At 53.1% G+C, this 25248-nt stretch carries 21 protein-coding genes, 2 other RNA genes and 4 pseudogenes; 14 read left to right on the top strand and 13 right to left on the bottom strand.

All coding sequences use genetic code 11. The features are described 5' to 3' along the window. Positions 1 to 64 precede the first annotated feature (64 nt). The 3 genes and pseudogenes from OU997_RS20820 to OU997_RS20810 form a co-directional block, all read right to left on the bottom strand. A complete protein-coding gene (locus tag OU997_RS20820) occupies positions 65 to 343 on the bottom strand; it encodes an HU family DNA-binding protein (RefSeq protein ID WP_108486056.1) in 279 nt (92 codons plus the stop codon). Positions 344 to 450: 107 nt separating this feature from the next. Continuing rightward, positions 451 to 633, bottom strand: a pseudogene (locus OU997_RS20815) (integrase core domain-containing protein); the annotation flags it as partial. A gap of 42 nt (positions 634 to 675) precedes the next feature. Beyond that, positions 676 to 771: pseudogene (locus tag OU997_RS20810) on the bottom strand (transposase); the annotation flags it as partial. Between the two features lie 75 nt (positions 772 to 846). On the opposite strand from OU997_RS20810, the pseudogene OU997_RS20805 reads away from it, so the two are divergent. The 4 genes and pseudogenes from OU997_RS20805 to OU997_RS20790 all read left to right on the top strand — a co-directional run. Then, positions 847 to 1034: pseudogene (locus tag OU997_RS20805) on the top strand (methyl-accepting chemotaxis protein); the annotation flags it as partial. A gap of 100 nt (positions 1035 to 1134) precedes the next feature. Further along, positions 1135 to 1231: signal recognition particle sRNA small type (ffs, locus tag OU997_RS20800), an RNA gene on the top strand. Between the two features lie 80 nt (positions 1232 to 1311). Continuing rightward, positions 1312 to 2712 carry a site-specific integrase gene (locus tag OU997_RS20795; RefSeq protein ID WP_267808426.1) on the top strand — a complete coding sequence of 467 codons (1401 nt, stop codon included), beginning with the start codon at positions 1312 to 1314 and terminating at the stop codon, positions 2710 to 2712. Positions 2713 to 2782: 70 nt separating this feature from the next. After that, positions 2783 to 3271, top strand: a complete 489-nt coding sequence (locus tag OU997_RS20790; protein ID WP_267808423.1) for a hypothetical protein — start codon at positions 2783 to 2785, stop codon at positions 3269 to 3271. A gap of 293 nt (positions 3272 to 3564) precedes the next feature. Here OU997_RS20790 and OU997_RS20785 read toward each other — a convergent pair whose 3' ends face one another. Next, entirely contained in the window at positions 3565 to 4035 is a 471-nt protein-coding gene (locus OU997_RS20785) for a DUF4113 domain-containing protein (RefSeq protein WP_267808422.1), read from the bottom strand. Positions 4036 to 4181: 146 nt separating this feature from the next. Next, positions 4182 to 4883, bottom strand: a complete 702-nt coding sequence (locus tag OU997_RS20780; RefSeq protein ID WP_267808420.1) for a hypothetical protein — start codon at positions 4881 to 4883, stop codon at positions 4182 to 4184. A 98-nt stretch (positions 4884 to 4981) separates the two neighbouring features. Between OU997_RS20780 and OU997_RS20775 the strand changes: the two are divergent. Then, positions 4982 to 5404: pseudogene (locus OU997_RS20775) on the top strand (endonuclease I family protein); the annotation flags it as partial. Between the two features lie 98 nt (positions 5405 to 5502). Here OU997_RS20775 and OU997_RS20770 read toward each other — a convergent pair. The 3 genes from OU997_RS20770 to OU997_RS20760 all read right to left on the bottom strand — a co-directional run bounded on the left by OU997_RS20770 (position 5503) and on the right by OU997_RS20760 (position 9007). Continuing rightward, a complete protein-coding gene (locus OU997_RS20770; RefSeq protein ID WP_267808419.1) occupies positions 5503 to 6003 on the bottom strand; it encodes a ribonuclease H family protein in 501 nt (166 codons plus the stop codon). A gap of 1450 nt (positions 6004 to 7453) precedes the next feature. After that, the gene (locus tag OU997_RS20765; protein ID WP_267808418.1) at positions 7454 to 7825 is read right to left on the bottom strand and encodes a hypothetical protein; all 372 of its coding nucleotides are present in this window, start codon (positions 7823 to 7825) and stop codon (positions 7454 to 7456) included. Positions 7826 to 8368: 543 nt separating this feature from the next. Continuing rightward, entirely contained in the window at positions 8369 to 9007 is a 639-nt protein-coding gene (locus OU997_RS20760; RefSeq protein ID WP_267808417.1) for a recombinase family protein, read from the bottom strand. A gap of 935 nt (positions 9008 to 9942) precedes the next feature. Here OU997_RS20760 and OU997_RS20755 point away from each other — a divergent pair. Next, on the top strand, positions 9943 to 11094 hold the full coding sequence (locus OU997_RS20755) for a hypothetical protein (protein WP_267808415.1): 1152 nt from the start codon (positions 9943 to 9945) through the stop codon (positions 11092 to 11094). Between the two features lie 518 nt (positions 11095 to 11612). Further along, a complete protein-coding gene (locus OU997_RS20750) occupies positions 11613 to 12602 on the top strand; it encodes a hypothetical protein (protein ID WP_267808413.1) in 990 nt (329 codons plus the stop codon). A gap of 234 nt (positions 12603 to 12836) precedes the next feature. Here OU997_RS20750 and OU997_RS20745 read toward each other — a convergent pair whose 3' ends face one another. Together OU997_RS20745 and OU997_RS20740 are read right to left on the bottom strand one after the other, a co-directional pair. Then, positions 12837 to 14273 (bottom strand): hypothetical protein, encoded by a 1437-nt coding sequence (locus OU997_RS20745; RefSeq protein WP_267808411.1) that lies wholly within the window; start codon positions 14271 to 14273, stop codon positions 12837 to 12839. Between the two features lie 148 nt (positions 14274 to 14421). Then, positions 14422 to 15345, bottom strand: coding sequence for a protein NO VEIN domain-containing protein (locus OU997_RS20740; protein WP_267808409.1), 924 nt, complete (start codon positions 15343 to 15345; stop codon positions 14422 to 14424). A gap of 362 nt (positions 15346 to 15707) precedes the next feature. On the opposite strand from OU997_RS20740, the gene OU997_RS20735 reads away from it, so the two are divergent. From OU997_RS20735 to OU997_RS20725, 3 genes are read left to right on the top strand one after another with little or no spacing between them, the layout of a single operon-like run. Next, entirely contained in the window at positions 15708 to 16916 is a 1209-nt protein-coding gene (locus tag OU997_RS20735; RefSeq protein WP_267808408.1) for an ABC-three component system protein, read from the top strand. Next, positions 16913 to 17419: a three component ABC system middle component gene (locus OU997_RS20730; protein ID WP_267808407.1), complete on the top strand. Its 507-nt coding sequence runs from the start codon at positions 16913 to 16915 to the stop codon at positions 17417 to 17419. The genes OU997_RS20735 and OU997_RS20730 overlap by 4 nt, the downstream gene beginning before the upstream one ends. Then, positions 17403 to 19388 (top strand): DUF3732 domain-containing protein, encoded by a 1986-nt coding sequence (locus OU997_RS20725; protein ID WP_267808405.1) that lies wholly within the window; start codon positions 17403 to 17405, stop codon positions 19386 to 19388. Before OU997_RS20730 ends, OU997_RS20725 begins: the two co-directional genes overlap by 17 nt. Before the next feature lie 256 nt (positions 19389 to 19644). Here OU997_RS20725 and OU997_RS20720 read toward each other — a convergent pair whose 3' ends face one another. Beyond that, on the bottom strand, positions 19645 to 20451 hold the full coding sequence (locus OU997_RS20720; protein ID WP_267808404.1) for a ribonuclease H family protein: 807 nt from the start codon (positions 20449 to 20451) through the stop codon (positions 19645 to 19647). Positions 20452 to 20744: 293 nt separating this feature from the next. Here OU997_RS20720 and ffs (OU997_RS20715) point away from each other — a divergent pair. Further along, an RNA gene (ffs, locus tag OU997_RS20715) (signal recognition particle sRNA small type) lies at positions 20745 to 20841 on the top strand. Positions 20842 to 21074: 233 nt separating this feature from the next. Here the strand turns inward: ffs (OU997_RS20715) and OU997_RS20710 are convergent. Both OU997_RS20710 and OU997_RS20705 read right to left on the bottom strand, forming a co-directional pair. After that, on the bottom strand, positions 21075 to 21362 hold the full coding sequence (locus OU997_RS20710; protein ID WP_108486057.1) for a DUF3509 domain-containing protein: 288 nt from the start codon (positions 21360 to 21362) through the stop codon (positions 21075 to 21077). A gap of 68 nt (positions 21363 to 21430) precedes the next feature. Then, entirely contained in the window at positions 21431 to 21652 is a 222-nt protein-coding gene (locus tag OU997_RS20705; protein ID WP_108486058.1) for a hypothetical protein, read from the bottom strand. 456 nt (positions 21653 to 22108) lie between these two features. On the opposite strand from OU997_RS20705, the gene dnaX reads away from it, so the two are divergent. The 3 genes from dnaX to recR all read left to right on the top strand — a co-directional run bounded on the left by dnaX (position 22109) and on the right by recR (position 25199). Continuing rightward, positions 22109 to 24169 carry a DNA polymerase III subunit gamma/tau gene (gene dnaX, locus OU997_RS20700; RefSeq protein WP_267808402.1) on the top strand — a complete coding sequence of 687 codons (2061 nt, stop codon included), beginning with the start codon at positions 22109 to 22111 and terminating at the stop codon, positions 24167 to 24169. 18 nt (positions 24170 to 24187) lie between these two features. Continuing rightward, complete coding sequence (locus OU997_RS20695) at positions 24188 to 24514, top strand: YbaB/EbfC family nucleoid-associated protein (protein WP_108486060.1); 327 nt, start codon at positions 24188 to 24190, stop codon at positions 24512 to 24514. 85 nt (positions 24515 to 24599) lie between these two features. After that, positions 24600 to 25199 carry a recombination mediator RecR gene (gene recR, locus OU997_RS20690; protein ID WP_108486061.1) on the top strand — a complete coding sequence of 200 codons (600 nt, stop codon included), beginning with the start codon at positions 24600 to 24602 and terminating at the stop codon, positions 25197 to 25199. Positions 25200 to 25248: the final 49 nt, after the last annotated feature.

Genomic DNA, 25248 nt, shown 5'->3' with positions numbered 1-25248 from the left:
ACAAACCAGCCACTGTCGCGGCTTTTTTGATCAGAATCAGCGCGCCCGTAGGGCACGCCAGTGCTTAGTTAATGGCGTCGCTAAGTGCTTTTGCTGGAACGTATTTGACAACTTTCTTTGCTGCAATTTGCAGCGTCTTGCCTGTTTGTGGGTTGCGCCCTGTGCGTGCTGGCCGTTCAGTGACCTTGAGTTTACCTATGCCGGGCAGGGTGATTTCATCACCATTTTCCAGAGCGTCTGAGACTATTTCGCCGAGCTGCTCAAGGGCTGCACGCACTGTGCTTTTCGGTGTATCGATAGCCTCAGCAATATCGCTGATCAATTGGTCTTTAGTGATGGCCACGTATAACTCCTTTGAGTGAGGGATTGGTGCATTCGGTGCTGCCGAGCGCGCTTAATCATGGGATGTGGATTCTAACGGCCATATGGATAGGGGGCGACTCCCCATCTTCAGTAGCAGCTGGCTTTAGAGTCCTGGGCCAATGTAACGGCTTTCGAGGCCAGTTGCTCGGCATAGGCCGATGGGGTTAGCCCACCAAGCCCTTTCTTCGGTCTCTCTTCGTTATATTCCCTCCGCCAGGACTCAATCACCACCTTGGCGTGCTGCAGACTGGTAAACCAGTGTTCGTTCATCCCGTCGAACTTGCTGCGCCAGACGTAGTCACTGGCCTCTCAAAAACCGTGCCGACGACACAGTTCCTTGATCGGCAGCCCAGCCTCGGCTTCTCGGAGGAAACCAATGATTTGCTCTTCAGTGAAACGCCTCTTCATGTCCAATCTCCTGGTTACTGGGATTGGACTCTAAAGCTGAGCGCTACTCAAATCGGGTGGGATGTCGATGAAACGACGGCACAGATTGCCACTGCTTGTGAAGAACAGAGCCGCGTGACCGAAGAGATTGCTCGCCACATCAGTGATATTCGCGATTTTTCCAATGAGGCTGCGTAGACTTCTGAGCAGGGCGCGCAGGCGAGTCAGCGTCTTCGGAGCTGTCACAAGGGTTGACCAAATTGGTTGGTCGGTTCCGCGTCTGATGGCCGATTCAGTTGGCTAAGTGATTGAAACGGTTGTAACTTCAATTCAAGCCGGTACAATGGCGCAGCTCGCTTCTCGTGAGCTGCGTTATGGTGGCCCTGCCGGTCCCCTCGCAACGATCAGCCGTGAACCCGGTCAGGCCTGGAAGGGAGCAGCCGCAGCGGTGACATTGTGTGCCGAGGTGTGGCTGGTGGGGTTGCCTCCAGTCTTTTATCTGGTTGATTTATAAAGGTTTTTCACTCCAAACCACGCGGTGGTACAAGGAGTGATACAACCGTGTCGACCGTCCCAACCTATCTCCTGTTATCTCGCCACTCGGTCTATTACTTCCGAATCGTGGTGCCTGACGTCATTCGCCCGTTGTTTCATCGCAGGGAGATACGGCGCTCTCTTCAGACCCGCTGCAGACGTGAAGCCCTGATACGTGGGCGTGAGCTATTGCTGCAAGCTCAGCGGCTATTTACCGAAGCTTTCCAGGGTATTAAGCCGTCGGTCGAGCGCCTGCGTGGTACATGGGAGTCGGGCGGCAAAAGGGTCGCGAGTTGGGCGCTATGGCTTAGACAGCAGCAACTTGAATCGCTGTCCTCCAGCGCGCTGCCGGCATTGCCGGAGAGGCCCATAGAGCCTCCGCAGGTGATTGCTCCGGTTAAGCCGATGACAGTGCAGCGGGAAGCCCCAAGCGCGTCTCCAACGCTGTTACAGGTGGCTGAAGAGCATCTGAAAAACCAGCTGCGTGAAGGGCTACCTATCAAAACCCTGGATGACAAGCGCGCCGTTGCGACGTTGTGCGCTCGCATTATTGGCGACCTGCCTGTTGACCAGATAACCCGCAAGCACGCCCACCAGTTCAAAGAGACAGCTCTGAAGCTGCCGCCACGTATGCATCAGTTACCTGTGCAGCCGCTGGAGAAAATCATCGCTGACGCCAAGGCGACCATCAGCCTGACCACGTTCAACAACTACGTGAAGAACCTGACCACTTTTTTTAACTACGCAGTTCGGGAGGGTTACTGCCCACGGAATCCCTTCGACGGCCTGCGGGTTCGGCAGCGGAGGAAGGCCAGCGAGGAGCGCAGTGTGTTCACTGGGGATGACCTGAAGCTGCTGTTCAATAAGGCCGTCTACGCCCCTGCCAATACGTCCAAACCACACCAGTATTGGCTTCCGCTGCTTGGCCTTTACACCGGGGCCAGGCTGAATGAGTTGTGCCAGCTTTACTTGGACGACGTCGTCACCATGAGTGGCATCCCGTGCATCCATTTCCGGGAAACGAGACCTGACCAGAAGTTGAAAACGGACTCGTCTGAGCGCCTAGTACCGATCCACTCCAAGCTTCTTGAGCTGGGCTTCCTTGAGTTTGTTGAGACGCAGCGAGGGCTGGGGCAGCAACGCGTTTTCTCCGAGCTGACACTTCACAAGAAGCATGGTTACAGCGCAATACCGTCCAAGTGGTTCGCCCGGGTCAGGGCGCAGATGGGCTTCGAGGGGAAGAAGGATTTCCATAGTTTTCGGCACACACTTGCGGACCACCTCAAGCAGAAGGGTGTATCGGAGGCGCTTGTCGGCGGCATCCTTGGGCATCAAACCGGGGGTATAACTTTCAATCGCTACGGGAAGGACTTCAGGCCGGAGGTATTAGTTTCTGCGGTTGAGTCGGTTAGCATATCGGTCCTTTGAGCACTGCATGTAAGGGCAGCTACTGGATGTAAGTGTATCAATGTGGGCATGGGTCTTTACGGAGAGGTAAATGAGTAGAACGGTGGGAGATGTTGTTGTTGCTCTGGGGAAGGGAATATGGACGTTTAAACTCAAGAGTTTGGCGTTATTGGCTGGTGCCATTGTGGTTATGTTTGGTGCCTGGAAAGTCGGAGAGTGGTCTTGGGGCCAACTTGACCAGCAAGCCTCGCAAGCCAGGTGGGATATTCAGTATTACCGTCAAAAAGGCTCTGTGAAAAATACTGATTGGCTAGAAAGGAAGCTGTTGTCAGGCAAGGAGGTAGGGAAAGAGGTCGAGCACAAATGCGCCCAATACATCATGGAGCAGCAGAGTTTACTTGGCGTGTGGATTTTCCTGTCGTCGTCGGACCAAGCCGTACATCGAGATGCGGCACGATTCATCTGCTTTGTTCGTGCAGCCAACGAAAAGCATTTCCTCATTCCATGGGAATCGCCGAAGCCACGGGACTCTGACTTCAATAAGTTGTTTACTCTAGGGTATAAGCGCTCCTACGAATGAGCCTTGCGGCTATGTCTGCAGACATTCGCATGCCCCTATCCCAGTAGTTCAGGTAGGCCAGGGTGAGGGCTGGAGGATCGCGGTCTTCGTGTGTTCAGGGTGCCCACGCTTGCCAGGCCGAAGCGGTTCATGGGGCCGGCTTCAGGGTATCCGCGCTAGCCTTCTTTAAGGCACTTCTTCAGTGCGGTGCGGGCAACCTTCTTCAGGTGGTGGAGTGGTCTTGGTGAATACCGCAAGGCTGGCGTCTACGCGGCTCATTCAGCCGCCTCTTGGATAAGTCATGGAGTTGGTATTCAGCCTCTGATGGTCAGCAGTTCATCCCAGCGTGTCGTAAAGCACTGGCTTTTCATATCCCGGCGCATGGCCCAGTCCGGTACGGCAGGTATTAAACCCAGGCGCACCGTACCCCTACCTTCACGCTGGTTGATGGTGTCGATGACCTTCATTAGCCGGTCACTACCAGGGCGTTGCGGTGGTGCAAATAGGTCGGGAGTGACTTCGCCCCTTTGGCTAAGGTCCATCAGCAGGATTGCGCACTTCGAGTATGCATACCCTGGCCTGTAGATACGCTCCAGGGCCTTCAGTGCGGGGCTTAGAAGGTCCCTTGTGTCGTCAGTAGGGAAAGGCAGCGCCACGGTCATTGCGTTGGCGTAGCGCGGCAAGTGGGGGCTGTGGAGCTGTGTCTGAAGGCTGACTTGCAGTGCCCCGCAAAGGGACTGCTGCGACCGGAGTTTTTCTGCTGCCCTGGTGACGTAGGACTCCATAGAGAGAATAGGCAGAAGCGGACGCTTGCTCCTTTAGCAATGCCACTTTTTACTGCCCAGTGAGCGGCGAATGAATTTAATAGAGTTCGAAGCGCGCTATCTGCTATTGCTCCCAAGCATGTTCCGGGTCTGGATCGGGATAGCCTCTAGCTGTGTTTCAAGCGGCGTTCGGCCTTGGGGCATCCGTTCAAGTCGACGGCCTTCTGGTAAAACTCGTTGCGTTGCGCGCGGTTATGGTCGCCTTGCAGGCGGTAGATTTCCGCTTGGAAATCCTGACTGTCGCCGCTGAGCATCGCCATCCCGGTGGGCATTCTTTGCTGTTGGCATTCCAGCATCACCACCGGCTGCGGGTAGTAGTGTTCATAGCGCTCCTGGTTCGCCTCTATGCTGGCGAGGGCGCTCAGAAAGTCTGCACTGGCAGCGAACTCAGGGCAGTAGACGGCGACCATCAATGCTGGGGGCGCAAAGCCCTGGCCAACGCTTTGCAGAAGCAATGGGCAGACCTTCGGCTCAGTCTCCGGGGTGTTGAACTCGTACTCGTAAATTAACGCCAGACGGTACTGCGCTACCGGGTGGCCGAGGGCTGAAGCCTGTTCCAGCAAGGGTAGGGCGACCTTGAGCTGTTGGCCGGCGGCTTCAATCAGAACCATCGCCTGCTTCTTCACCTCGGTATTGGCTCTGGGCGTATCTGCCGGCACGGCATCCAGTTTGGCGCGAGCTTCGTTCAGGTGGGGGGCGGCCTGTTGGTACAACGCTTCACCCTTTGGGTGGAAGGCGACCGGCTGGGCTTGGCAGAAGAGGGGCAAGACACTAAGCAGCAGCGTGCTCGGTAGGGCATGGCGGGACATTGATACGTTCCTTGTCGTGGCGGGTATGGCTCTGTAGCGGCGGATCATAGCGCAAGGCAGCAATGCGGCATGCGGTGTTCCTGCGCGAGGGCTATTTGTGCTGGCGGAAAGGTGGCCGCTCACACTGCGCTGAGACCGACATTACGTTTCGTCGCGCTGAAGCCGACCTGCATAACCTCATCCCGAGCATCGGGGAGGTGAATGGAGACCGGAGCAACTTCGGCTTTGGTTGGCTTCCGCAACAGCCTAGCCAGTACGGCGCATGCCCTATGGTGGTCGACTTCAAGGCGCGTAAGGCGATGCCCCGAAAGGCTGTGCGTGGGATGGTTGCAAGGACCTACTTCTACATGGCCGAACGCTACGCACTGAGGCTGTCCAAGCAAGACCAGCAGCTCTACGCCGCTTGGAACAAGACTTATCCAGTACAGAAGTGGGAGCTGGCCAGGAATCAAAAGATTGCCTGTGTGACGGGGCAGGGGAACCCGTATGTCGGGCCCGTTGATCTGAAGGCTTGTCGCTGACTATTCGGAGGTTGCGGCTAGTGGCGAAAACTTCAGGGGGGGGCGAAGGCATGGACCTCATCCAAGGAGCCCCTAATAGGGGCCCCAAGGAAGTGACGCTAGACGGTTATGCCCGGCGATGCGCTGGTCAGCAGACGATAGGGTTTCTGAAACATAGCAGCGTTCTCCGCCAGTGCATCAGCCTTGTCGTTTCCAGGGTGACCACTGTGGCCTTTCACCCATGTGACGGTGATTTTATGAAAGGCCAGCAATGCTTCGACCTCCAGCCATAGGTCCAGGTTTTCCACGGGCTTCTTAGACGACGTTTTCCAGCCACGGGCCTTCCAGTCCTTCATCCATTCATTGATGCCTTTCACGACGTATTGGCTGTCGGAGTAGAGGTCGAACTGAGCAGGCTGTGGGGTGGCCTTCAAAGCCATGATGGCGGCTGTCAGCTCGGCTCGCTGGTTGGTCTGGCGTTCGCCTTCCAGCGGACCAGCAATTTCTAAGGTGGCTCCTTTGGGGTTGTGTATTAGCGCTCCCCAGCCTGCTCGGGCATTGCTTTTGCCGTTGTTGATGCAAGCACCGTCTACGTAGGCGATGTAGGTATTCGTTGTCATGTTGTTTTCCTTAAAGGTGATTTTTGGGTGTGGGGTGTCCCGCAGCCTCGGGTTCGAGGGCGCGTGATAGGTATTGGGTTGGTTGATGATGGGCGCTGGGCTAGGACGGACCAGCTACGGTCATAGATGTAGGAGGTCCGCTCCGGCGGAAGACCATCTGAACTTCAGGTGCATCAGGACAGGGGCGGGCGTGGAAGACGGCAGTAGCGAAGCTGCTGTCGGCTTTCCTTCGAGACCGACCAAGGAACAGGGACTGAAGATAATTGAGGATGACAACGACGGAGAGGACTTCGTCCCTAGTCTCCTAAGTCCTTTCGGGCCGAACGGCTTTACAACCCCGACAGCAGCTTCGCTACTGCCTGGGTCTCGCCTGGCCATGGTCTATTTATAATATCAGGCAAGTGATTGGCCCCCTGCTAACACTGGTCTGTAGGCATCATTGTCCGCCAAAATCGACGGATCTGAGTACACCAACCCAGTCCAGGCATGCAGCGTCGCGGAAGAGAATATCGCCCCTCCATGCCAACCACGGGTGAACGCTGATTCTTGTCGGCCAGGTTTTCCCCTGGCGGCGAAGTCTCAGGGCGTTAATCGTCGTCAACTCGTTCAGGCTTCTTTCAAGTGTCCTTTTGGGAAGCTGGAGAGCTGCTGCCGGTCGTCGATGGTTCCGAACCAATGATTCCGTGCGGTCAGGTTCTGGGATACGTACCTTAGCGCACGCACCGCGTTGGATGAGACTCGAGTATCCAAGAGGTCGAGGAGCTTGTTTCCGCTTAGGTATTGCTCATCGGTCCAAAAATCAAATGGGGCCGTAGCCGCACGCAACTCATCCGCGTCTCGCGCTTCTGAGGGCCACTTGGTATCGATGCCGACAGCCACACTCACAGTTCGAACAACCCGACGTCTGGGAAGCTTTCTGGTCGAGTGAATTACTTCGCCTGTATCGAACGCTACGAAATAGCTGTGCCCCCGGTCTTGTAAGACGACTACCGACCTGGCTGGAACCTGGGTGATTGCAGCAGGTGCAGTGGAATTGGAGTTTTGGTCTGTCATGGTCATTAGCTAACCCTCGCTGCCGTAGGAAGAAGGGCTATTCCTCCATGACGATGTACCGGACCTACTTGGAGCCAATGACCAGCAACTTTGTCTGGTTCTACCAGGTCCAGTAGATCCTGGTCTTTCCAGGCGAAGCCGGCAGTGAGTGCAGCTTCTAGTGCTTCTCCAAGGCGCACGTCCCGCCCCTTTCGCTTGGCTATTTTGTCTGCCAGCAGGGCGAGTCGAGTGACATGGTCGCTGCGGATATGGAGGTTGACGCGGACCAGCGGGGCTGGCGTTATGTGTCGCATGGGTAGGTTCCTAATGGGGTTGATAGACAAACGCCAGTGTCCGCCAGGATTTTGGCCTGTTAGGGGCAGGTGTTTGTGCTGCGTTAAGAGCTGCGGAGATGGGCTTAGGCCGCGATAGCTGTGCCGGCTTCGGCGGTAACGTCTGCGGTGTCCTGGAGGCGTCTGGTCGTTAGCAAGAAAAGGCGGTGGGTGTGAAGCTCATGCAATGCGTTGAGCATTGTTTTAATGATTAACTCTGAGGAGAACTCCCCTTGCAGGACAGGCAAACCATCGATCAGGTGTTCGAACAAGTCATCAAATGCGGGAAGGTCGATCTTCAGGGCGACGGCAAGATCGCTAACCGCCTGAGCAGTCTCTAGCACGGCGTTTTGAAGTGCGTTTGGAAGCACGCTGCCATAAACCTCATTGACCATCAGGGCACGGGTAGTGCCGTCTTCAGCGGTGGTTTCTTGGTAAGGGAGAGTTTGCTTTTTCATCTGTAGGTTTCCTTTTTTGCTGATGCAGATGCCCGTCGCGAAGAATGTCGACGCGATTGGTGGGCTGTTTAGTGGGGGAGACGAGCCAACTCAGACGGTGGGCTGGTTTGTCGTGGACTGGCCGTAAAGTTTCAGTGATAGTTGGCGATTGCCTTAATCACTGATTTTTATTTTGCTGAGGCATTCACTCAATCGTGCAGCGCTGATGGGCAGGCTTAATACAGGGCGCTCCTTTGTGTTGAGGGCGGGGCGTGTGGAAGTTGAAGCGGGTCAGCTTGCTTGGTGTGTTGTGTCACATGGCGAGGGTTCCTTAGGGCTTCGATAGGTGAACACAGATGCCCCGCCTAGAAGTGTCCGGGCAGGGTTGTCGTGGGTGCGTCGCCGTGGTGGTAAGACTGTGGGCAAATAGCCTGACTGCTCACCTCTGATGCAGGGAGAGTTCCACAGTGCTCAGGAAGTAGGCCGGGTGCTCTTTACTATGTCTGGCCGTAAATGCTCAGCGGATAGGTTCAAAGCCACGAATTTAAAGGGTTTCGTGCCTTTTCAGGTGCTCGTCGTGGCCTGCTCCTGGAGCCTCTTAGCACGCTGCACGGTTGCTGTGCTGGTGCTGGTTACTTTGGCTGTTTCCCGGATGCCCATGCCCTTGGCTAGGCACGCCAGGATGGCCGCATGCTTGCCCTGGTCAATGGACTTGCCCTGATAGCGCTTGTCGCCCTTCGCTTTCTCGATGCCCTGGCGTTGGCGGCGTATACGGTCGTCGTAGTCCTTCCGGGCAACTGCAGCGAGCATATCCAGGAGCATGTCATTGATAGCTGCCAGTATCCGGGCGGTGAAGGCGTCGGCGTCGGTGCTGGCCTTATCCAGGAACTGGTGGGAGGTGGGTAAGTCCTGGGCGACAACCTTAACGTCCTTAGCTTTGATGATGGCCCGGAGCTGCTGCCAATCGCCTTGGGTCAGACGTGATAGCCGGTCTACCTGCTCGACCAGTAAGACGTCCCCTGGCTGCGCGTCATCCAGTAGGCGGAACAGCTCCGGGCGTTGCAGTGATGCCCCGCTCTCATTCTCCGTGTAGTAGCTGGCGACCTTGTGTCCCTTCTCCTGGGCAAACGTGGTCAGAGCATCGCGTGCCCGGCTGGCATCCTGTTCGGCTGTGCTTGCTCGGAGGTAGGCGCGGATGAACATGGCGGAGCGTCCTGTAGTCGTTAAAGTGTGGTCATAGTGGGTGTGGTCGAATAAATAGTCAACAGTATCTAAACGGCCACGAAACTACAGGCCCTGGAGCGTAGTTGTTGAGGTATACCCAAATGAACACGGAAGACACCAATCCAGTTGCTCTTACAGGCGTCTTAGATGACTGAAGAACTCGAGGGCTCTGAGGCATAAGTAACCCCAGATAGAAAGCTCTCTACGTTCCAGCAAAGGCGTGGTTCAAATAGAGCATCGAAAGGTAGAGAACCACGACTAGCCAACCTGGTTAAGTGCTCAGAGCTTGAGATGCTCCGCAGTATGGACGCGGGTGCTGCCTATGAACTGCCAACGTGGTGGAAATAGGGGTTGGTTGTGTATGAACGTGTGCCGTTATGAAAGGTGCCTACCCCGGTAGGGGGGAATCGCGCTCCTTTCTATATTACAAACGGTTGACAGATTTTTCGGCCAAAATGAGTCGCCTTAATCTTTCTTGGCGCTTCTAATGCCTCCTGATTGATGCATTTGGACGACTTGCTTTGGCTCATGGATTGATAGTGGCTTTTGTGGTGAATAGGTTCAGGGTGCTGGTTTAGGCTCAATCGGTTATTGACTAGGATCCCCGTGGCGCTTTTATCCTTTGATGGTCGACATGATGACGTTGATTACATGCTTCATGGCCCTTTCAGGCATGTAGAGAGCGAGACAGGTGGCCGAATAGCTATCGTTCGATCCGAAGCAGCCTCCCTGTAAATAGCAGATAGCCATATTCGCTAGAAATTCATGTACGCATCAAAGTAAACCCATCACAAACCATCGCGCACTAGACGAATCTCGAATAACATGAAAATTTAAAAGCACTAGTGATAAATTGCGAGAACGCAACTATAGAGTTCTCACGCAGACTACCACCACTGTAGACCCGATCGATAATGCAAAAATCCACGATTGATACCCAGCTTTTCTTGAAAATCCCTATTCACTGCGAACAATCCGGATCGACCGGAAACGTAATTTTCAAAGATATTCAGGCACAACCACTGAAACTAGGCGACTGGTTTGCTTTTTCAGATTCAAATGAATTAAAAATTAAAATATTCGGTACGGTTGCCAAAAAGCCTGAATGGGCGATTGAGTACCCACCGGTTGGAAATGGATTTAAAGCCGATTTCACCGTTGATCCAGATCTTAAAAACTCATGTTTCGCTTTGGTAAAAGGTGGATGGCTCCCGCTTATTTATACCTTTTCCAATAGCAACATTATTGCAGACAGGAACATAGTTTCTGAGATTAAAGCTAGATTTTCGAAGGGGGCAATATCACCACCTAATAGAGATCGTGACGATTTTATAGATTACATGAATGACAAAAATTGCTCGTGCACCATCCATACCATATCGTACGCACTAGAAAGCAATCAACGAAAATTGCCCTCCGTAGCCACGATGAAGGAACAGCATCGTGCCGCCCTGAAGACTATATCTAATGCATTGCCTCATATAAAAACCTGGCCAAAATCAGACTCGGATCTTCAGTATCTGACGGATCTTATGGATCAGCTCAGAGGCTACTTTAATGAAGGGGTTAGACTCCTTACTAAAGTAGCTCCATTACTGGTTAACTCACCATCGCGCCGTATGAGAGTAGAGAGATGGAGGAAGATGGCCGAAACAGCAGAAGCTGAAAATATCTCTAAAAACCATGTGGCATTTATTGCATGTTTAAGCGCTTCAGCGGCAGACCAAAGCTTTAACCCTGCCCAGAAGCTAATTAAGCCAAAAATTAATTACACCGTAGAAGATGCCTACAACTCGATGTATGACTTATTTTTGGTTATGCTTTCAAACCTACTCCAAACACAATCACCAGAACGTAAAGTTTCTCTTGTGACGCGCGACAAAAATTTAGCGCTGTTCTGGATGGGGCTTACATTCGCGGACCCCTCAAATTCTGGGCAACAAATGATCGGACTGCATGAAAAGTTTCTACCTGTCTCACAGGAAGAGATGGAAGAGCTTGCGAAGATTCTTGGGGAGGAACGTATAACCCAAACTTGGTGCCTTCCTCGAAGTACCAAATTTTAATTGCATAGTGGGAAAGAATGTGGGCAGAATTATTTTTCGCATTCTAAGCGTTCTCATCTGGGTTGTTTTTCTGCCACGGCTAACCGGCAGCTTCGATTAGATAATTTCCAATCGTAACAGGCTGAGGTCGGCCAAAAGCTGCCATACACGATCGGCATTTTGGGGCCAGAAGGGCTTCTCGGGAAGATGTCTAATGCCTCGTCACAGGCAGTAGTCGCCTGTTAAATACAGGTCGTGGACACGATGGTTACGACTACGTAATCTTATTGCAGGCCATGTCGCTTTTTCTTCCCACCTCATGTCGCGCTTTCACCGTGACTTGCAGGGCGTTTAAGGGCTGACTGGCGACAAGGTACGTTATACGATCGACATTAGAGCCTGCGCTCCGCTTCTAGCATTTTCCCGGCTGAGCGATTAGGCAATAGAAAAGTCGGCATTTGTCGCCTAAGAAAAGCATCAATTAGGACGATCACAAGCTCGCGTCTACTGCGCGGGCGTTAGAACCCAAGGAACCCCATATGTCGATACAGGACACAATCGACGAGATTTTTGATCTCGAGGCGGCTGTTAAATCACTCTGCGGAGAATTCAAGCAGATTGAGGCTGTATATATTTTTGGCTCTCGCAGATACCAAACTCGAAGCACTCGCTCCGACATCGATATCCTTCTTGAGTGTAATGATCATATTAAGAAGTCTAGTCTCAGGGACTTTGTTTTTAGACACAGAACTGCGTTGGATCTTTTCGTTATGGAGAATGGAAGAGCTGAAAGTGTGGCAAATGAGAGCTTTATTACAGAGAAGAGTGATGAGGATTTAATATCCCGCCTTGATGCCGTTGAATTGTACAGGCGAGGAAGTGGCTCCACCGCCTTTTTTACTCAGTACAAAAAGCAGAGTATTGACCGGCGCGTCCAGTTCAAGATGACAGTTCTGCCAGGTGATGCGAATGAAGTATGTGAAGTGCAAGCTCTACAGAAATTTTTCGCAACAGCAAGTGAACATGGACTTCCCAGTCGCCCTTACATAGGGATCTCAACATGCGAGGCGTGCGATTTTATAATATCGGTGATTCGGGCGATTCCCTCAGCAAACCAAAAGGTCAGCAAACATGGCTCAGCAACTTCAGGCTGGACCATTAAGCTTGCGAGTGAGTATGACTTCCAAAACATTTTTTGGATTACAACTAAGCCCTGGCTACCTGGTTTGGGTCGTGAGGAAGTGGCCATAACCTATGACGGAAAAGATAAGAAAGCTGATTTTAATTTGTTTGGGAGCCAGCTTCTCATCGAATTTAAGCATATAAAGGATGCAGGTGATGTCAGAGAGACAACAAAAACACTCGCAGGCCTCGCAGACTTCTATCAGCGTCATCCTAACGTTCGCGTCATTCTCTTCGCAATCTTGGTGGATCCCACGGTTGAAATGGATGACTTCAAAATTGAATCAGACTACTCATTCGATGCGCAGACTCCGAAGGTCGTAACCGTGGTCGTTCGAAATAATTAGAAGATAGGCCTAATATTTCATTCAAGCCGACGCCGATCTGTGGCGTCGCTTAAGTCAAACATTAGGCCTGCTTGTTCTCAAAGCTAAATTGCTCTTACAGCGGCTTCTGGCCGTCACACTTCTGTTATGGCCGGCATGGATCGGCCAAAGGCAGACCTTTAGAGTCGGGAAAATTAATCTGCCTATTTTTCTTCGTGGCATCTATCCCGGAAACAGTGGAGGCCTATAAGCGAATCAAATTATTTTTACATCGAAACTGAAGGTGTCTGTAACTTTCGATTCGCCACCTTTTGCGGCAAGATAGTTAATCTTCAGAATGCTACTTGGCCTTTGAAAATCAAAAATCACCCTAACTATTACCCCGTTTCCTAGAGAAGTGTTCCCATCTCTTGTTTCGAATCCAATAATTTTTCCATCTATCAAAAGATGTTTATCAGGAAAAATTTTATCATCGCCATCTAGCAACTTCAAAAAGTCCGGATAAATCTCATCTCCCAATTCAAAGAATTTTTTTAAATCAAAGCATATAACAACTACAATCTCACCACCAAGTATCCTATTCAGATTCTCGGTAGAGACATCTAAGAGAGCCAATGGCTTAGCCATGGGGTCAGAGAGCGAGTCTGTTAGATTATAAATAGGAAATTTGCAATCCATCGCATGCATCCAGGAATTAAATCCTACGAAACCCATTTTTGGCTCGAGATATGCCCCAATATAAACACAGCCCTCAACATCCCGAATACTCCACGGCTTATCTTCACTGAGACTCTCGATACATGAATTTACCACATCAGCGAAATATTCAGGGGCGACCATAGTTTGGGAAATACGGAGTGGCATACCTGTCAAGCCATCGATCCCTTCTCCTGTGTTAATGGTATTAACCACGTCCGCCATTCGCTTGATCTGCTTTTTAGCGCGAAAATAGTGCTGTTTATCCTTTTCGGTGAAGCCCGATAAAAACTGCTCATCAAAATGAGGGCACTGACTTTCCACTGCGAATTTTGCGCCTTTAGAGATATTGATGTTTTTCACACCCTTCTTTAACTCTAAGAGTTCGGCCCCTCCGCCCACTCTCCGCCTTACGACATCCCCCGAATGTATAAATGTAGTCAGATCCGAGGCAATAGAAATCACAAGCGGATCTGTATTCATCGGAGCAAGTGCGTCTCTAATATAGGTCAATGTATCCAAACTCAAGTTGTCTACGCCACCACGCATCGGTAGTCGTCGAATAGATGAGTGTTCGCAGTCAAGTACAGCCCATACGATGGCATCGATATATTTTCTTAAGATCAGATTTTCCAAAGCTATTAATTCAATCAGGCGGATGCACTCTGTCTTTTGCACGCCATCCTTAAGCTTATGAAATTTTATCTTGTCTTCATTCAATAATTTTAAGTCATGAAAGTTATGAATCAATCGATCTAGCACTAAATTTTGAGCCTTTTTCCAGCCCTCATGAACAGTGGACATATATGCATGGATATTGGATCGATCATTCTCTAAAGGGACTTTGGTTCGCCCGTATTCTCGTAAAAGAGGCATCAACTCTTCGGATAGCCCTTTGAATTCATCCGTCAGATTGAATCCAATGCGAATGAAAGCTCGCATCCTTTCTTCCATGACTTTATCGTTCGCATCGCCATATCCTTTGAATTGGAACATCTGAACCTCCTACTTCGCCTCAGGCTTGGCGTTGCTTCACCCTATCCCAAAGTCCACCGGTGGCTCAATTTAAGGGTTGTGCGATAAGGTAAATATTAATTCTTCTACTCTAAACGTCTGCTTCTGGCCGAAGGCGTTCGTATTATATTTAGCTCCTTGCCACCCCTTCCCAGGCGAACGGAACAAGATCAAAGACCTTATAGGTCTCGGCTAGGTTCATGAGCGTTCCCTTCGGGCGAAGGAGAGCTTCGGTAACCATATATAAGCGCCACTTAGGATTGCTAAGATATTTCTGTTCATTACGCGTCATGAAGAAATGCATGACCTTAGTACTGGTTCCCTTAACTTCAACGTGAAGTTCTTCACCAGTTTTTTTGTGGATTAGGAGGAGGTCGTAGCCACAATTATCATCCTGGCGATCCGTTACTCGATACTCAGTTTCAAAAACGCGCTTGGCCTCGTTGACGGCCGCAATCTCTACCTGCTTTCTGTGCTCAGCATCGGGGAATTTGAATGTGGGCGCTTTGTCATTATTGATGCTTGGCGCAAGCTCCAAAATGGATTCTGCGAGCACCGCAAACTCTTGGCGCCAAGCCTCATTGCGACCGTTTCCTCGTGCGTAGATTATTGGAGACCGTTTGAAGTGGTCGCCCGAAACTACCGTTTGGCGCAGATGTAGTGGAATCAGCGTAGCTCTATCGGCGCTAAAGCAATAGCTGTAGTGATTGCCATGGATATCCATCTCGAAGTCGCCAACCTCATACTCAGGTCGGGTAACGTAGGCATACTCGAACACCGCATTTTCATACCAGCCGACCACAGTCAGGGGCCCATTCCCGTTCCGGGCAGCCACGAATATCAAGAGCCAGCCACTAGAGTCTCGTGGGCTCGGGGCACTCTCATGGCGCCCCAAGGGAGGTATATATCCGTAGAACCTGCCGTCAGGTGCCTTCCTGAAATTGAACCGCTCATGCGCTTCGTTGAATTCGCCGATGTGAGCATGCCTACCGACAACCTCTTCACCTTCGTACGATGTGGCCCAGCCGGTTTTAACGAATGCGATTCGGTCCATGAGTTCTGGTGTCCTTGAGAGCGCAGCCGTGAGGCTAGTTTTCCTGTATCAGCCGGTCAACCTTGAGTCGCTCTAACTAGAACTCTGGATGCTCCATGCCAAATCAGGCCGGTGTCGATACCTGAAGCATTCGGCCGGTAGCTGCCCCTCCAAACCAGCACCAATCAGCCAAAAGCGGACTAATTGCCCTGTAATAAATCTCCCCATTCCCGTTTTTCACATGACCCGCACCACCCGCGAAGCACTTTTAGGGTGGCCAAGTGATATCGCGGGCGGTACATTCCTTTTCACGTTGTGACATGGATAAAGGAATGGGGCCGTGGCTCCTGTAGTAACAAGGATATGGACTGCGAGATGGACCGATGAAAGACCCAGAAGCTAGCCCCAGTGCCGCAGGGTATGGCTATCAGTACGAGCGTGCGCTGTACCGGATCTTCACTGCACCGAATACGCAAACTCGATTTGGCATCGAAACCGCCGATGATGTGGAGGAGATCAGTCAGACCCCATCAGGAACTCGACGGGTATCAGAGCAAGCGAAACTTACTGTCCAGTCGCGTAAAAATCCGCTACAGGACAGCAGCCCAAATCTTTGGAAAACCCTTCGTATTTGGATGCGCGGGTTAGCAGCGGCCCGTCAGGAACATGATGAGCTTGAATACCTGCTCGTCACCAACCGCATACTGAAAGTTGGCACCCTCGCCATACAATTGTCTGAAGCTACCTCAGAACAGGAAGTTGCCTTGGCGCTGGTAGCTTTACGTAATCGCGCCAGCAGCATGACCGGGAAGACAGGCGAGATTGCCAAGGAAGTCGCTGCATTCTCCGACGACGATCTCGCATTTCTGGTCAAACACATGCGTGTAGAGGACGGTCAGTTCAATGCGCAGATGAAGCAACACATCATCGCCTCACTACACCTACCTGAGGATGCACTCGCATCATGCGACACAATCTACTGCGGCCTGGTTGGTTTCTTGTTCGATCAATGCCAACAAAGCTGGGTAAATCGCAGGCCCTTCTGGACTAGCGCACAGCCTTACTACAACCAACGCCAAGCCTTGGTGGATGCATTCATCAATGGCCCTTGGGAGCCTTTGCCCTTCGAAAGAACTGGATTTTCCGAGTGGGCGCAGAAGATTGACCCTGCTGACATGCTGTTCATAGGGCAGCTTAACAAGCTCAGCATGCCCAATGACTTGCTCATGGAGCAATTCAGCTTCTTCTGCGCAACCTACTCGGAGCGTATTCGCCTTTTGGAGTCCGGCCGGGTACTGCTGGGTGATTTTGATAGTGCTGAGAGAGTGTTGAGTGACCGTTGGCGGTCGATTGGGAGTTCTCACCGCATGAGCACGGGCAAGTCTCTAGATCAATTCGATATCCCAGATTATAAAGCCGTGCTGGCTAAAACCCTCTTCCCTGAGACTTTTCCCACAATGAAGGTTGGGCGGATGAACTCATCGGCCCAATACCTGTTCAGTGGGTCATATCACCGGATGGTCAATGGTGTTGAAACACAGTCGCCCATCCATTGGCACCGTGACGCTTCGGAGACGGAAGGTGAGACGTGAGTGAGGCGTACTTGGATCTTCAGTTAATCCACAACTCGTCATTGGCATGCTTTCTGTTGACTCACTTCATTGGTCAATATCAGGACGCCGCATCTGGCCAGACACCCGATCTATCGAAATTGATGCTGGTACTACCTCTGGCCTGGAGCGAAAGCTCGCGTGAGGAGTTAAGCAAACGTAACGCCCGATCAGCCTTGGCGGCGGTACTCAGAGAGTCGCCCGTCTTGAAGATCGACCTTCAGCAAAGGGTTGCCGCTCATGCAGGTGCCACATTGCAGGGGCTCAATCTCGCGGTATCCACACGACTAATTGGGAAAGTTGATTCGACGGCTACCGGTGTGAGATTTCAGGTACTTGTCGATCGCTGGCCGAGGGGCATCAAAAACACGATTCCTACTGCGATGATGCAAACCACCGAGAGGCTCGCCAAGTGGTTCGCTACCGAGTCCACAGAAAATCTGTACAAGCTCTTGTTTGGGATTCCCAATGAAATTCACGATTGACGCTGTCATCCTCTGGCCTCGGCAACCTGGCATGGAGCCACGAGTCATTCCCTTCCATGAAGGGAAGATCAACATCATCCACGGATTGAGCGGCACTGGTAAGTCGTCAATCGTCCACATCATCGACTACGTACTTGGTGCAACTAAGTGCCAAATCCCGATCGGGATCATCCGCGATACGGTTGAATGGTTCGGCCTGAAAATCCGCCTTTTGGATGATATCTATATTGTTGCACGGCGTACTCCAGGTAATTCTCAAGGTTCCAACGATCTGTCCATGAAGCTCGCCGACGATGACAGCATCCCCGATACCGTCGCCAAAACCCATTCGCTAAATCAGTATAAGGCTGCTTTCGATGGCATGGTTCGGGTAAGTGATCTGCCACACTCGGACGATGAGGAGCCGTCCAGTTTTGATCGTCGAAGCTCCTACCGAGACATGGCCGCGTTCAACTTCCTGCCGCAGCACATCGTTGCTAACCCCAATACCCTGTTTTTCAAAACCGACTCGTTCGCTCACAAAGAGCGTCTGACCCGGGCAATGCCCTACGCGTTGGGGATGGTTGACGCCACTTACGTGATGAACGAGCGACGTCGGGACGAGGCATTGCGTGAGCAGGATAGGCTTCGCAAACAAATGGCGGTACACGATGCCGCCAAGGCGACCCATTATTCCGACGTCGATCAATTGTTCGATCGCTGCATTCAACTGGGGCTGCTTCCGACATCCAGTTCATCGGGCCAAGAAAAAGCGGAGCTCCTTAAGCGTGTATTGACCGCTACGCATGAAGGGAGGCTTGAGCAGACACTACTGGAGCCTCAAAGGCTGCATATCTCTCAAAAGCTCAAAGAGATCATTGAGGCGGTCGCCAAGCAGCAGCAAATCGTTGATGACCTAGACGCTAAAATCGATGGTTTCGATCAACTCGCCCTAACCAGCAAGCGATTCGTCGCGGCGATCGAGACCGAGAAATCTCATGTCATCGGGCTCGACTGGCTCAAGCAGAGCGTATCGGAAGGCGGGCATTGCGTAGCCTGCGGCTCGTTCACAAACGTGCTACCCATGGTCATTGAGAATCTGGAAGAGAAGGTCAACAAGGTCACTCGGATCTCCGATGCGCTTCGTGACAATCCGGTCGTCGACAAGCAGCTGTCTATCCTAAAGCGGCAGCGAGCGAAGGAGGAGCGCGAGTTGTCTCGGTTAAAGCGCGAGCAGAATCGCCTGGTTCTGGAAGATGAGCGTACCCACACCGCAATAGGCCAGATCTACTACGTCGCAGGAGAAATCAGCCGACTCCTCAAGCAACTCGACGGCTCAGCGGCTGACGAAAGTCTGTTGAAGCGCACGATTGAGTTAGAAAAGCTGATCCGGCACTACAATTTCGTGATGTCGTCGACTGATATGGCTGAGCAGGAAAGAAAGGTAGATGCCCAGCTGTCCCCCATGTTTGATGACTACGCCAATCAGTTTGGTTTGAATGGCACCCCTGGTGCTCAGATATATCTGGATAGGAAAGAACTCACGCTTCGCTTCGAGTCGGAAGGCAAGAAGGATTATTTGTGGGAGATTGGGAGTGGTGCCAACTGGATGGGATATCACATTGCAACGTTCTTGGGGATCCATGAATACCTTTCCAAGAAAGAGAATCGTAATCTTCCCCCATTCAGCTTCATTGTGATCGATCAGCCAAGTCAGGTTTATTTCCCGAGTAGCACTGGTGGGGCCAACGCACTAGATGAGGGCTTTGAGGCTGTTAGCCAGGCTAGGCTAGCTGATGTTATCGCGACCCGTCGCATCTTCGAAGTTCTCGCGGAGGGTCTTAAGCGTGCTAATCATTTTGTTCAGATCATAGTGCTAGAACATGCCGGGCCTGACATCTGGGGCGAGGTTGATGGCACTGTGAGTGTCGAGGCCTGGGAGCGTAAAGGTGACGGCCTTATTCCTGGTCATTGGATTCAGAGTGCATAATTTTGCGCACACTCATTCAACCGGTTGTGTTGAGTGGTTATTGACGGACTAGGGGACAGATTTTTTAAGTGGAAACAGGCCGTTTTTGGCCGACTTCGGCCTGATGCTTAAGGCTGGAGTCTGCAGATTGTTGTCAGCGGCTAAATGGCGGGCACTAGTAGTTAGGCCTGCCTGTCCGATTAAATGTGAAACGCCGGCTCTATAACAAAACTGAAAGCTACATACTGACTCTGCTTACCGATGAAGCAACCCTTGCTTAGTAACTCCAGCTTTTAGCCGTATCGGCCCGCATGCCTAAGACATCATCAATGATTATCGGCTCAGGATACCGGCGCCAGCCCACCTCAATCTCGTTAACGGCCAGCAAAGACATACGGTCGGCGAGCTCGTTGCCCTCGATACCAATGTGTCCATTAACGTGATGGACCTCGACCTTATCTTTCATCTGCAAGTAGACAGTGTAGATTTCCTGGATCTGCTCAAGGTTCTTGATGTCACCAGCTTTACGCTTCCAACCCATGCTCTCCCAGCCTGCTGCATACTGGGTAATGCACTTGATGGCATACTCTGAGTCGGCGAATACAGCTGCGCTAAGTCCTTTGTTGATTTCCTCTCCGGCGAGTACCAGCCCAAAGTGAAGCGCAGCCAGTTCAGCGGTATTGTTTGTACCCTTCGGCTGGTACCTGCCATACCACAGACTCGACAGAACGCCATGCTTGTAGACGGCCGCACCGGAACCAGCTTCACCAGGGTTCGGATTGCACCCGCCATCGACGAAGATTTTGACGTCGGCTTCTACTTTTCCAATTTGGTGCTTCGATAGGGTAGTTAGGCCTGATTTGGCCCGGCCTGGAGTTGCACGGGAATTGGCAGGGCGGCCAGAAGAACTGGCAGTGGGCTTCGACCCGAAAGCTGCCTCTGCCTCCGCCTGCGAACTGAAGCTTTTGAAACGTGCTCCGGGGAAACCATCAGTCTGTAACTTGCAACTTGCCCAGTCCTGATAGATGCCAGGGATGCGTCCTGCCCAGACGACGTACCATTTTCGGGGGGCATTCTTGGCCATATTTGCTTGGGTATCCTTGGCATACACGGGATCTGGTGGCGCATGTAATGCCAAACCAGGTGGCGGGGTTGATGCTGCTCTGCCGGATCATATCCCGCTGGTTTTGCGCCGTCCGCCAGGTGGTACAAAAGTGAGGCATGTTGGTGGTACAAGCATGGCTTGCTGGCCTCCCTGGTGGTTGGCCTAAAATGACGTCGAATTCAATTTCGTGTGGTCGGTGAAGAACCGAATCAGGACGTAGCCTCAGCCTGAAACCCTCTATGTAGAGGAGGTGAGCTGCGTTATGGTGGCCCTGCCGGTCCCCTCGCAACGATCAGCCGTGAACCCGGTCAGGCCTGGAAGGGAGCAGCCGCAGCGGTGACATTGTGTGCCGAGGTGTGGCTGGTGGGGTTGCCTCCACCTACTGGCTAAGAAATATACGGGTCTAGCCTGTCAGCATACGCCAGTATCGGTATTCCTCTTTTTAGCTTCTATATTCTTGGCATGGCTTTCGGCCAGTCGCCTGCTGCTGTACGCAAATATTCTGCGCGTTTTCTTCCGTAGCTCTTTTCACGTATGCGGCTGTGCTAAGCGGTGCTTGATGGGTAGGCGAGACCCGGCGTAGCGCGGGGCCTCTGCCTGATTCAGTTGGCGTGATAGCTGAGTACGCTGTCCTGTTCTTTGAGCGCCTTGCGCATATCGGCGGGAATGCTGCCGGAGCGCATGGCGAGCTCAAGGCGGATGTCTTCCAGACTTTGTGCAAAGGCTTGTGGGTCTGCACGCTGGGCGGCGCTGAGTACGCGGCTGTAGGCGGTCGTGTCACTGGCATCCAGCAGTGAAAGGATCACGCCACCGTCTGGGCGTGGTGGGCTGAAGGTGGCGCGCAGTGGCGCGAACAGTTGTTCAACAAGTTCGCGGTTAAGGCTATCCATGACGATGCTCCATCCTGAGGGTGATCGATTCAGACCTCAGGATGGCACGATAGTTCGTCTGTTTGTGCTCAGACCGTCAAGGATTGGCGTGCGCGTTCAATTACTTGCTGCAGGTGTGCACCGCTGTACTGGCCAGGGTACAGGCGCTGGCTATGCTGGGCGATGCCGGCATGGTTGACGATGGTGAAGCTGAAACAGCCTTTGCGGGCAGCCAGAATGCGGCAATCAAAGGGTGCAAATGCACTGGATAGGGTGCGAATAGCATCCTGAATTTGGTGTTGTGTATTCATTCTTTTGGTACTTCCTAAAACAACGTGCGCGTCATTGCGCTGAATAAAGCTCCAGGCTGTCGACTTGTTGAGTCGATTGCATGTCTGTGTTGGAGCTGGACTACGCGCACAAGTTCCCTTTAGGGCTGTGCGGGTCGGTACTTCGGAGGCGGGCTTGAATCAGCGCTTGCGCGTGATGGCCAGATCAGTCAGCAGGTTGGGGTCATGGGCGAGAGCTGTGCGGCATTGATGGGGCAATGCGCTCTTTGCCTGGAAACCAGCAAGGTGGGCCAGAGGCCTAATTGACTTACAGCGTGGTACGAACGGTGGGGATGATAATCGATTGATCGTTTTTTCGCCAGGATAATCTGCTGCCTGGTTTTGCTCCTGCTTCATGCGGGCTGCGCATCGGATGCAATTTGCCCCATGCTCCGTTAGGATTAGCCCACTTTTGCTTTCCTCTCGTGACGGGTTTCGATGAGTTATCAGGTTCTTGCACGCAAGTGGCGTCCGCGCTCGTTCAACGAAATGGTTGGTCAAACCCATGTGCTTAAGGCGCTGATCAATGCGCTTGATAGCCAGCGTTTGCATCATGCCTATTTGTTCACGGGGACTCGCGGTGTAGGCAAGACCACTATTGCGCGAATTATCGCCAAGTGCCTGAATTGTGAAACGGGGATCAGCTCGACTCCCTGCGGTGTGTGCTCGATCTGTCGGGAAATCGACGAAGGGCGCTTTGTCGATTTGATTGAAGTCGACGCCGCCAGCCGTACCAAGGTTGAAGATACACGTGAGTTGCTGGATAACGTGCAGTACTCGCCTAGTCGTGGACGTTTCAAGGTCTACTTGATCGACGAAGTGCACATGCTCTCGACCAGCTCATTCAACGCGTTGCTGAAGACCCTGGAAGAGCCGCCACCTCACGTCAAGTTCCTCCTGGCCACTACTGATCCGCAGAAACTTCCGGTCACCGTACTGTCGCGTTGCTTGCAGTTCTCACTGAAGAACATGCCACCAGAGCGCGTGGTTGATCACTTGACCCATGTACTGACGGCAGAGCAGATTCCGTTCGAGAACGATGCGCTGTGGCTGCTCGGGCGTGCCGCCGACGGTTCCATGCGTGACGCCATGAGCCTCACCGATCAGGCAATTGCCTTTGGCGAGGGCCGGGTGCTCGCTGCTGATGTGCGTGCAATGCTGGGGACCTTAGACCATGGTCAGGTTTATGGCGTGCTGCACGCTTTGCTGGAGGGCGATGCTCGCAGCTTGATCGAGGCCGTACGTCATCTTGCCGAACAAGGTCCGGACTGGAATGGCGTGTTGGCCGAGATACTGAATGTGCTGCACCGTGTGGCTATCGCTCAGGCATTGCCTGAAGCCGTAGACAATGGTCAGGGTGATCGTGACCGCGTGCTTGAACTGGCGCGGGTCCTGCCCGCTGAAGATGTCCAGTTCTACTATCAGATGGGCTTGATCGGTCGCCGAGACCTGCCACTGTCACCCGATCCACGCAGCGGCTTCGAGATGGTGCTGCTGCGTATGTTGGCGTTCCGCCCCGCGGACACCAGCGCTGCACCTAGGGTGGCGCTAAAGCCGCTGGGGATTAGTCAGGCCACTGCTGATCCCGCGATCAACCCAGTGGCCGGTGCTGCTATACCAGTACCGGCCAGTGTTGCTGTTGCACCAGTCGCCGCTGTTCTACCTGTTGTCACACCCCAGTCGCCTGCCGCTGTAGGGGTTGCACAAGTGCCGGAGGCGCTGGATTCTCCTGCACCTGAACCGGCCTATATGGCTGTTCAGCCAGCGCCTGAGCAACGTGCCGAGGCTGCTGCGATACCGGCCGTTGAACCTGAGGTTGCGGTCGTCGTCGATTTGCCTTGGGAAGAACCGCAGCGGGTCCCGGCTATGGTTGTCCAGCCTGTTACAGAGGTTGCGCTGGCTGCGCCAGCGCCAGTTGTATCGCCTGAGCCTGAGCAGGCTGCTGCCGCGCCTGTAGTCGATGTTGACGATGATGAGCCGCCCTTGGGCGACTACGACTATGTCGAAATGGATGCCGATTCATTCGATTATGACTTTGATGCCGCCAAGCGCGATGCGTCGGTCGAGCCTGAAGTGCTGCCTGCCGCGCAGCCGGCCACTGGTTTGGCTGCCGACTGGCTGGAGCTGTTCCCCAAGCTTGGCTTGTCGGGGATGACCGGAAGCATTGGTGCCAACTGCACGCTGATGTCTGTAGATGGTGATCACTGGCTTTTGCACTTGGATCCCGCCCATTCGGCGCTGTTCAACCCCACTCAGCAGCGTCGCTTGAATGATGCGCTCAACCAGTTTCATGGTCGCGAACTCAAGGTACAGATCGAGTTGCGCAAGCCTGAACAGGAAACCCCGGCGCAAGCGGCCGCGCGCAAGCGGGCCAATCGCCAGCGTGAAGCCGAAGCATCGATTCACCAGGATCCTGTGATCCAACAAATGATTCAGCAGTTCGCCGCGGTTGTCCGGGCGGACAGCATTGAACCCCTGGATATTTCCGTTAACCCCTGATTACCGAGGATTTGCACCATGATGAAAGGTGGCATGGCCGGCCTGATGAAGCAGGCACAGCAGATGCAGGAAAAGATGCAAAAGATGCAGGAAGAGTTGGCCAATGCTGAGGTCACCGGGCAATCCGGTGCCGGTCTGGTCAGCGTGGTGATGACTGGCCGCCATGACGTCAAACGCATCACTCTGGACGACAGCCTGATGCAAGAAGACAAAGAAGTGCTGGAAGACCTGATCGCCGCCGCCGTGAACGATGCGGTGCGCAAGGTTGAGCAGAACAGCCAGGACAAAATGGCCGGGATGACCGCCGGCATGCAACTGCCGCCTGGCTTCAAAATGCCGTTCTAAAAGCTTTACGGCCGGCATGGCTGCACTGCCCATGCCGGCCGCTGTCGGTTCCTCCCAATCGCTGTTGCCCTTGAGTTGTCCTGCTATGAGTTTTAGCCCGCTGATTCGCCATCTGATCGACTCATTGCGCACCCTGCCTGGGGTTGGGCAAAAGACGGCTCAGCGAATGGCTTTGCAGCTGCTTGAGCGTGATCGGCATGGCGCGTTACGCCTGGCACAGGCGCTGACCCAGGCAATGGAGGGGGTCGGTCACTGCAAGCAGTGCCGCAGCCTGAGTGAAGATGAGGTCTGCCAGCTGTGCCTCGACCCGCGGCGTGACGACAGCTTGCTGTGCGTGGTTGAAGGGCCTATGGATGTCTATGCAGTGGAGCACACGGGCTTTCGCGGGCGCTACTTCGTGCTCAAGGGGCATCTTTCTCCGCTTGATGGCCTGGGGCCGGAAGCCATCGGTATTCCCGAGTTGCTTGCGCGTATTGAAGCCGGCTCCTTCAGTGAGGTGATTTTGGCGACCAACCCGACTGTGGAGGGGGAGGCAACAGCTCACTACATTGCACAGCTACTGGCCGGCAAGGGGCTTATCGCATCGCGCATTGCTCACGGCATGCCTCTGGGTGGCGAACTTGAGTTGGTGGATGGCGGAACCCTGGCGCACTCGATTGCGGGGCGCCGGCCGATTCTGCTTTGACGCAATCGCTTACGGCTTGATTGCCCTTGTACATGGCGTGATCCTCTTC

The organism is Pseudomonas sp. SL4(2022), assembly GCF_026625725.1.
Classification (GTDB): domain Bacteria; phylum Pseudomonadota; class Gammaproteobacteria; order Pseudomonadales; family Pseudomonadaceae; genus Aquipseudomonas.
The sequence above is the reverse complement of the archived record's forward strand: the minus strand, read 5'-3'. Positions and strand labels throughout refer to the sequence as shown.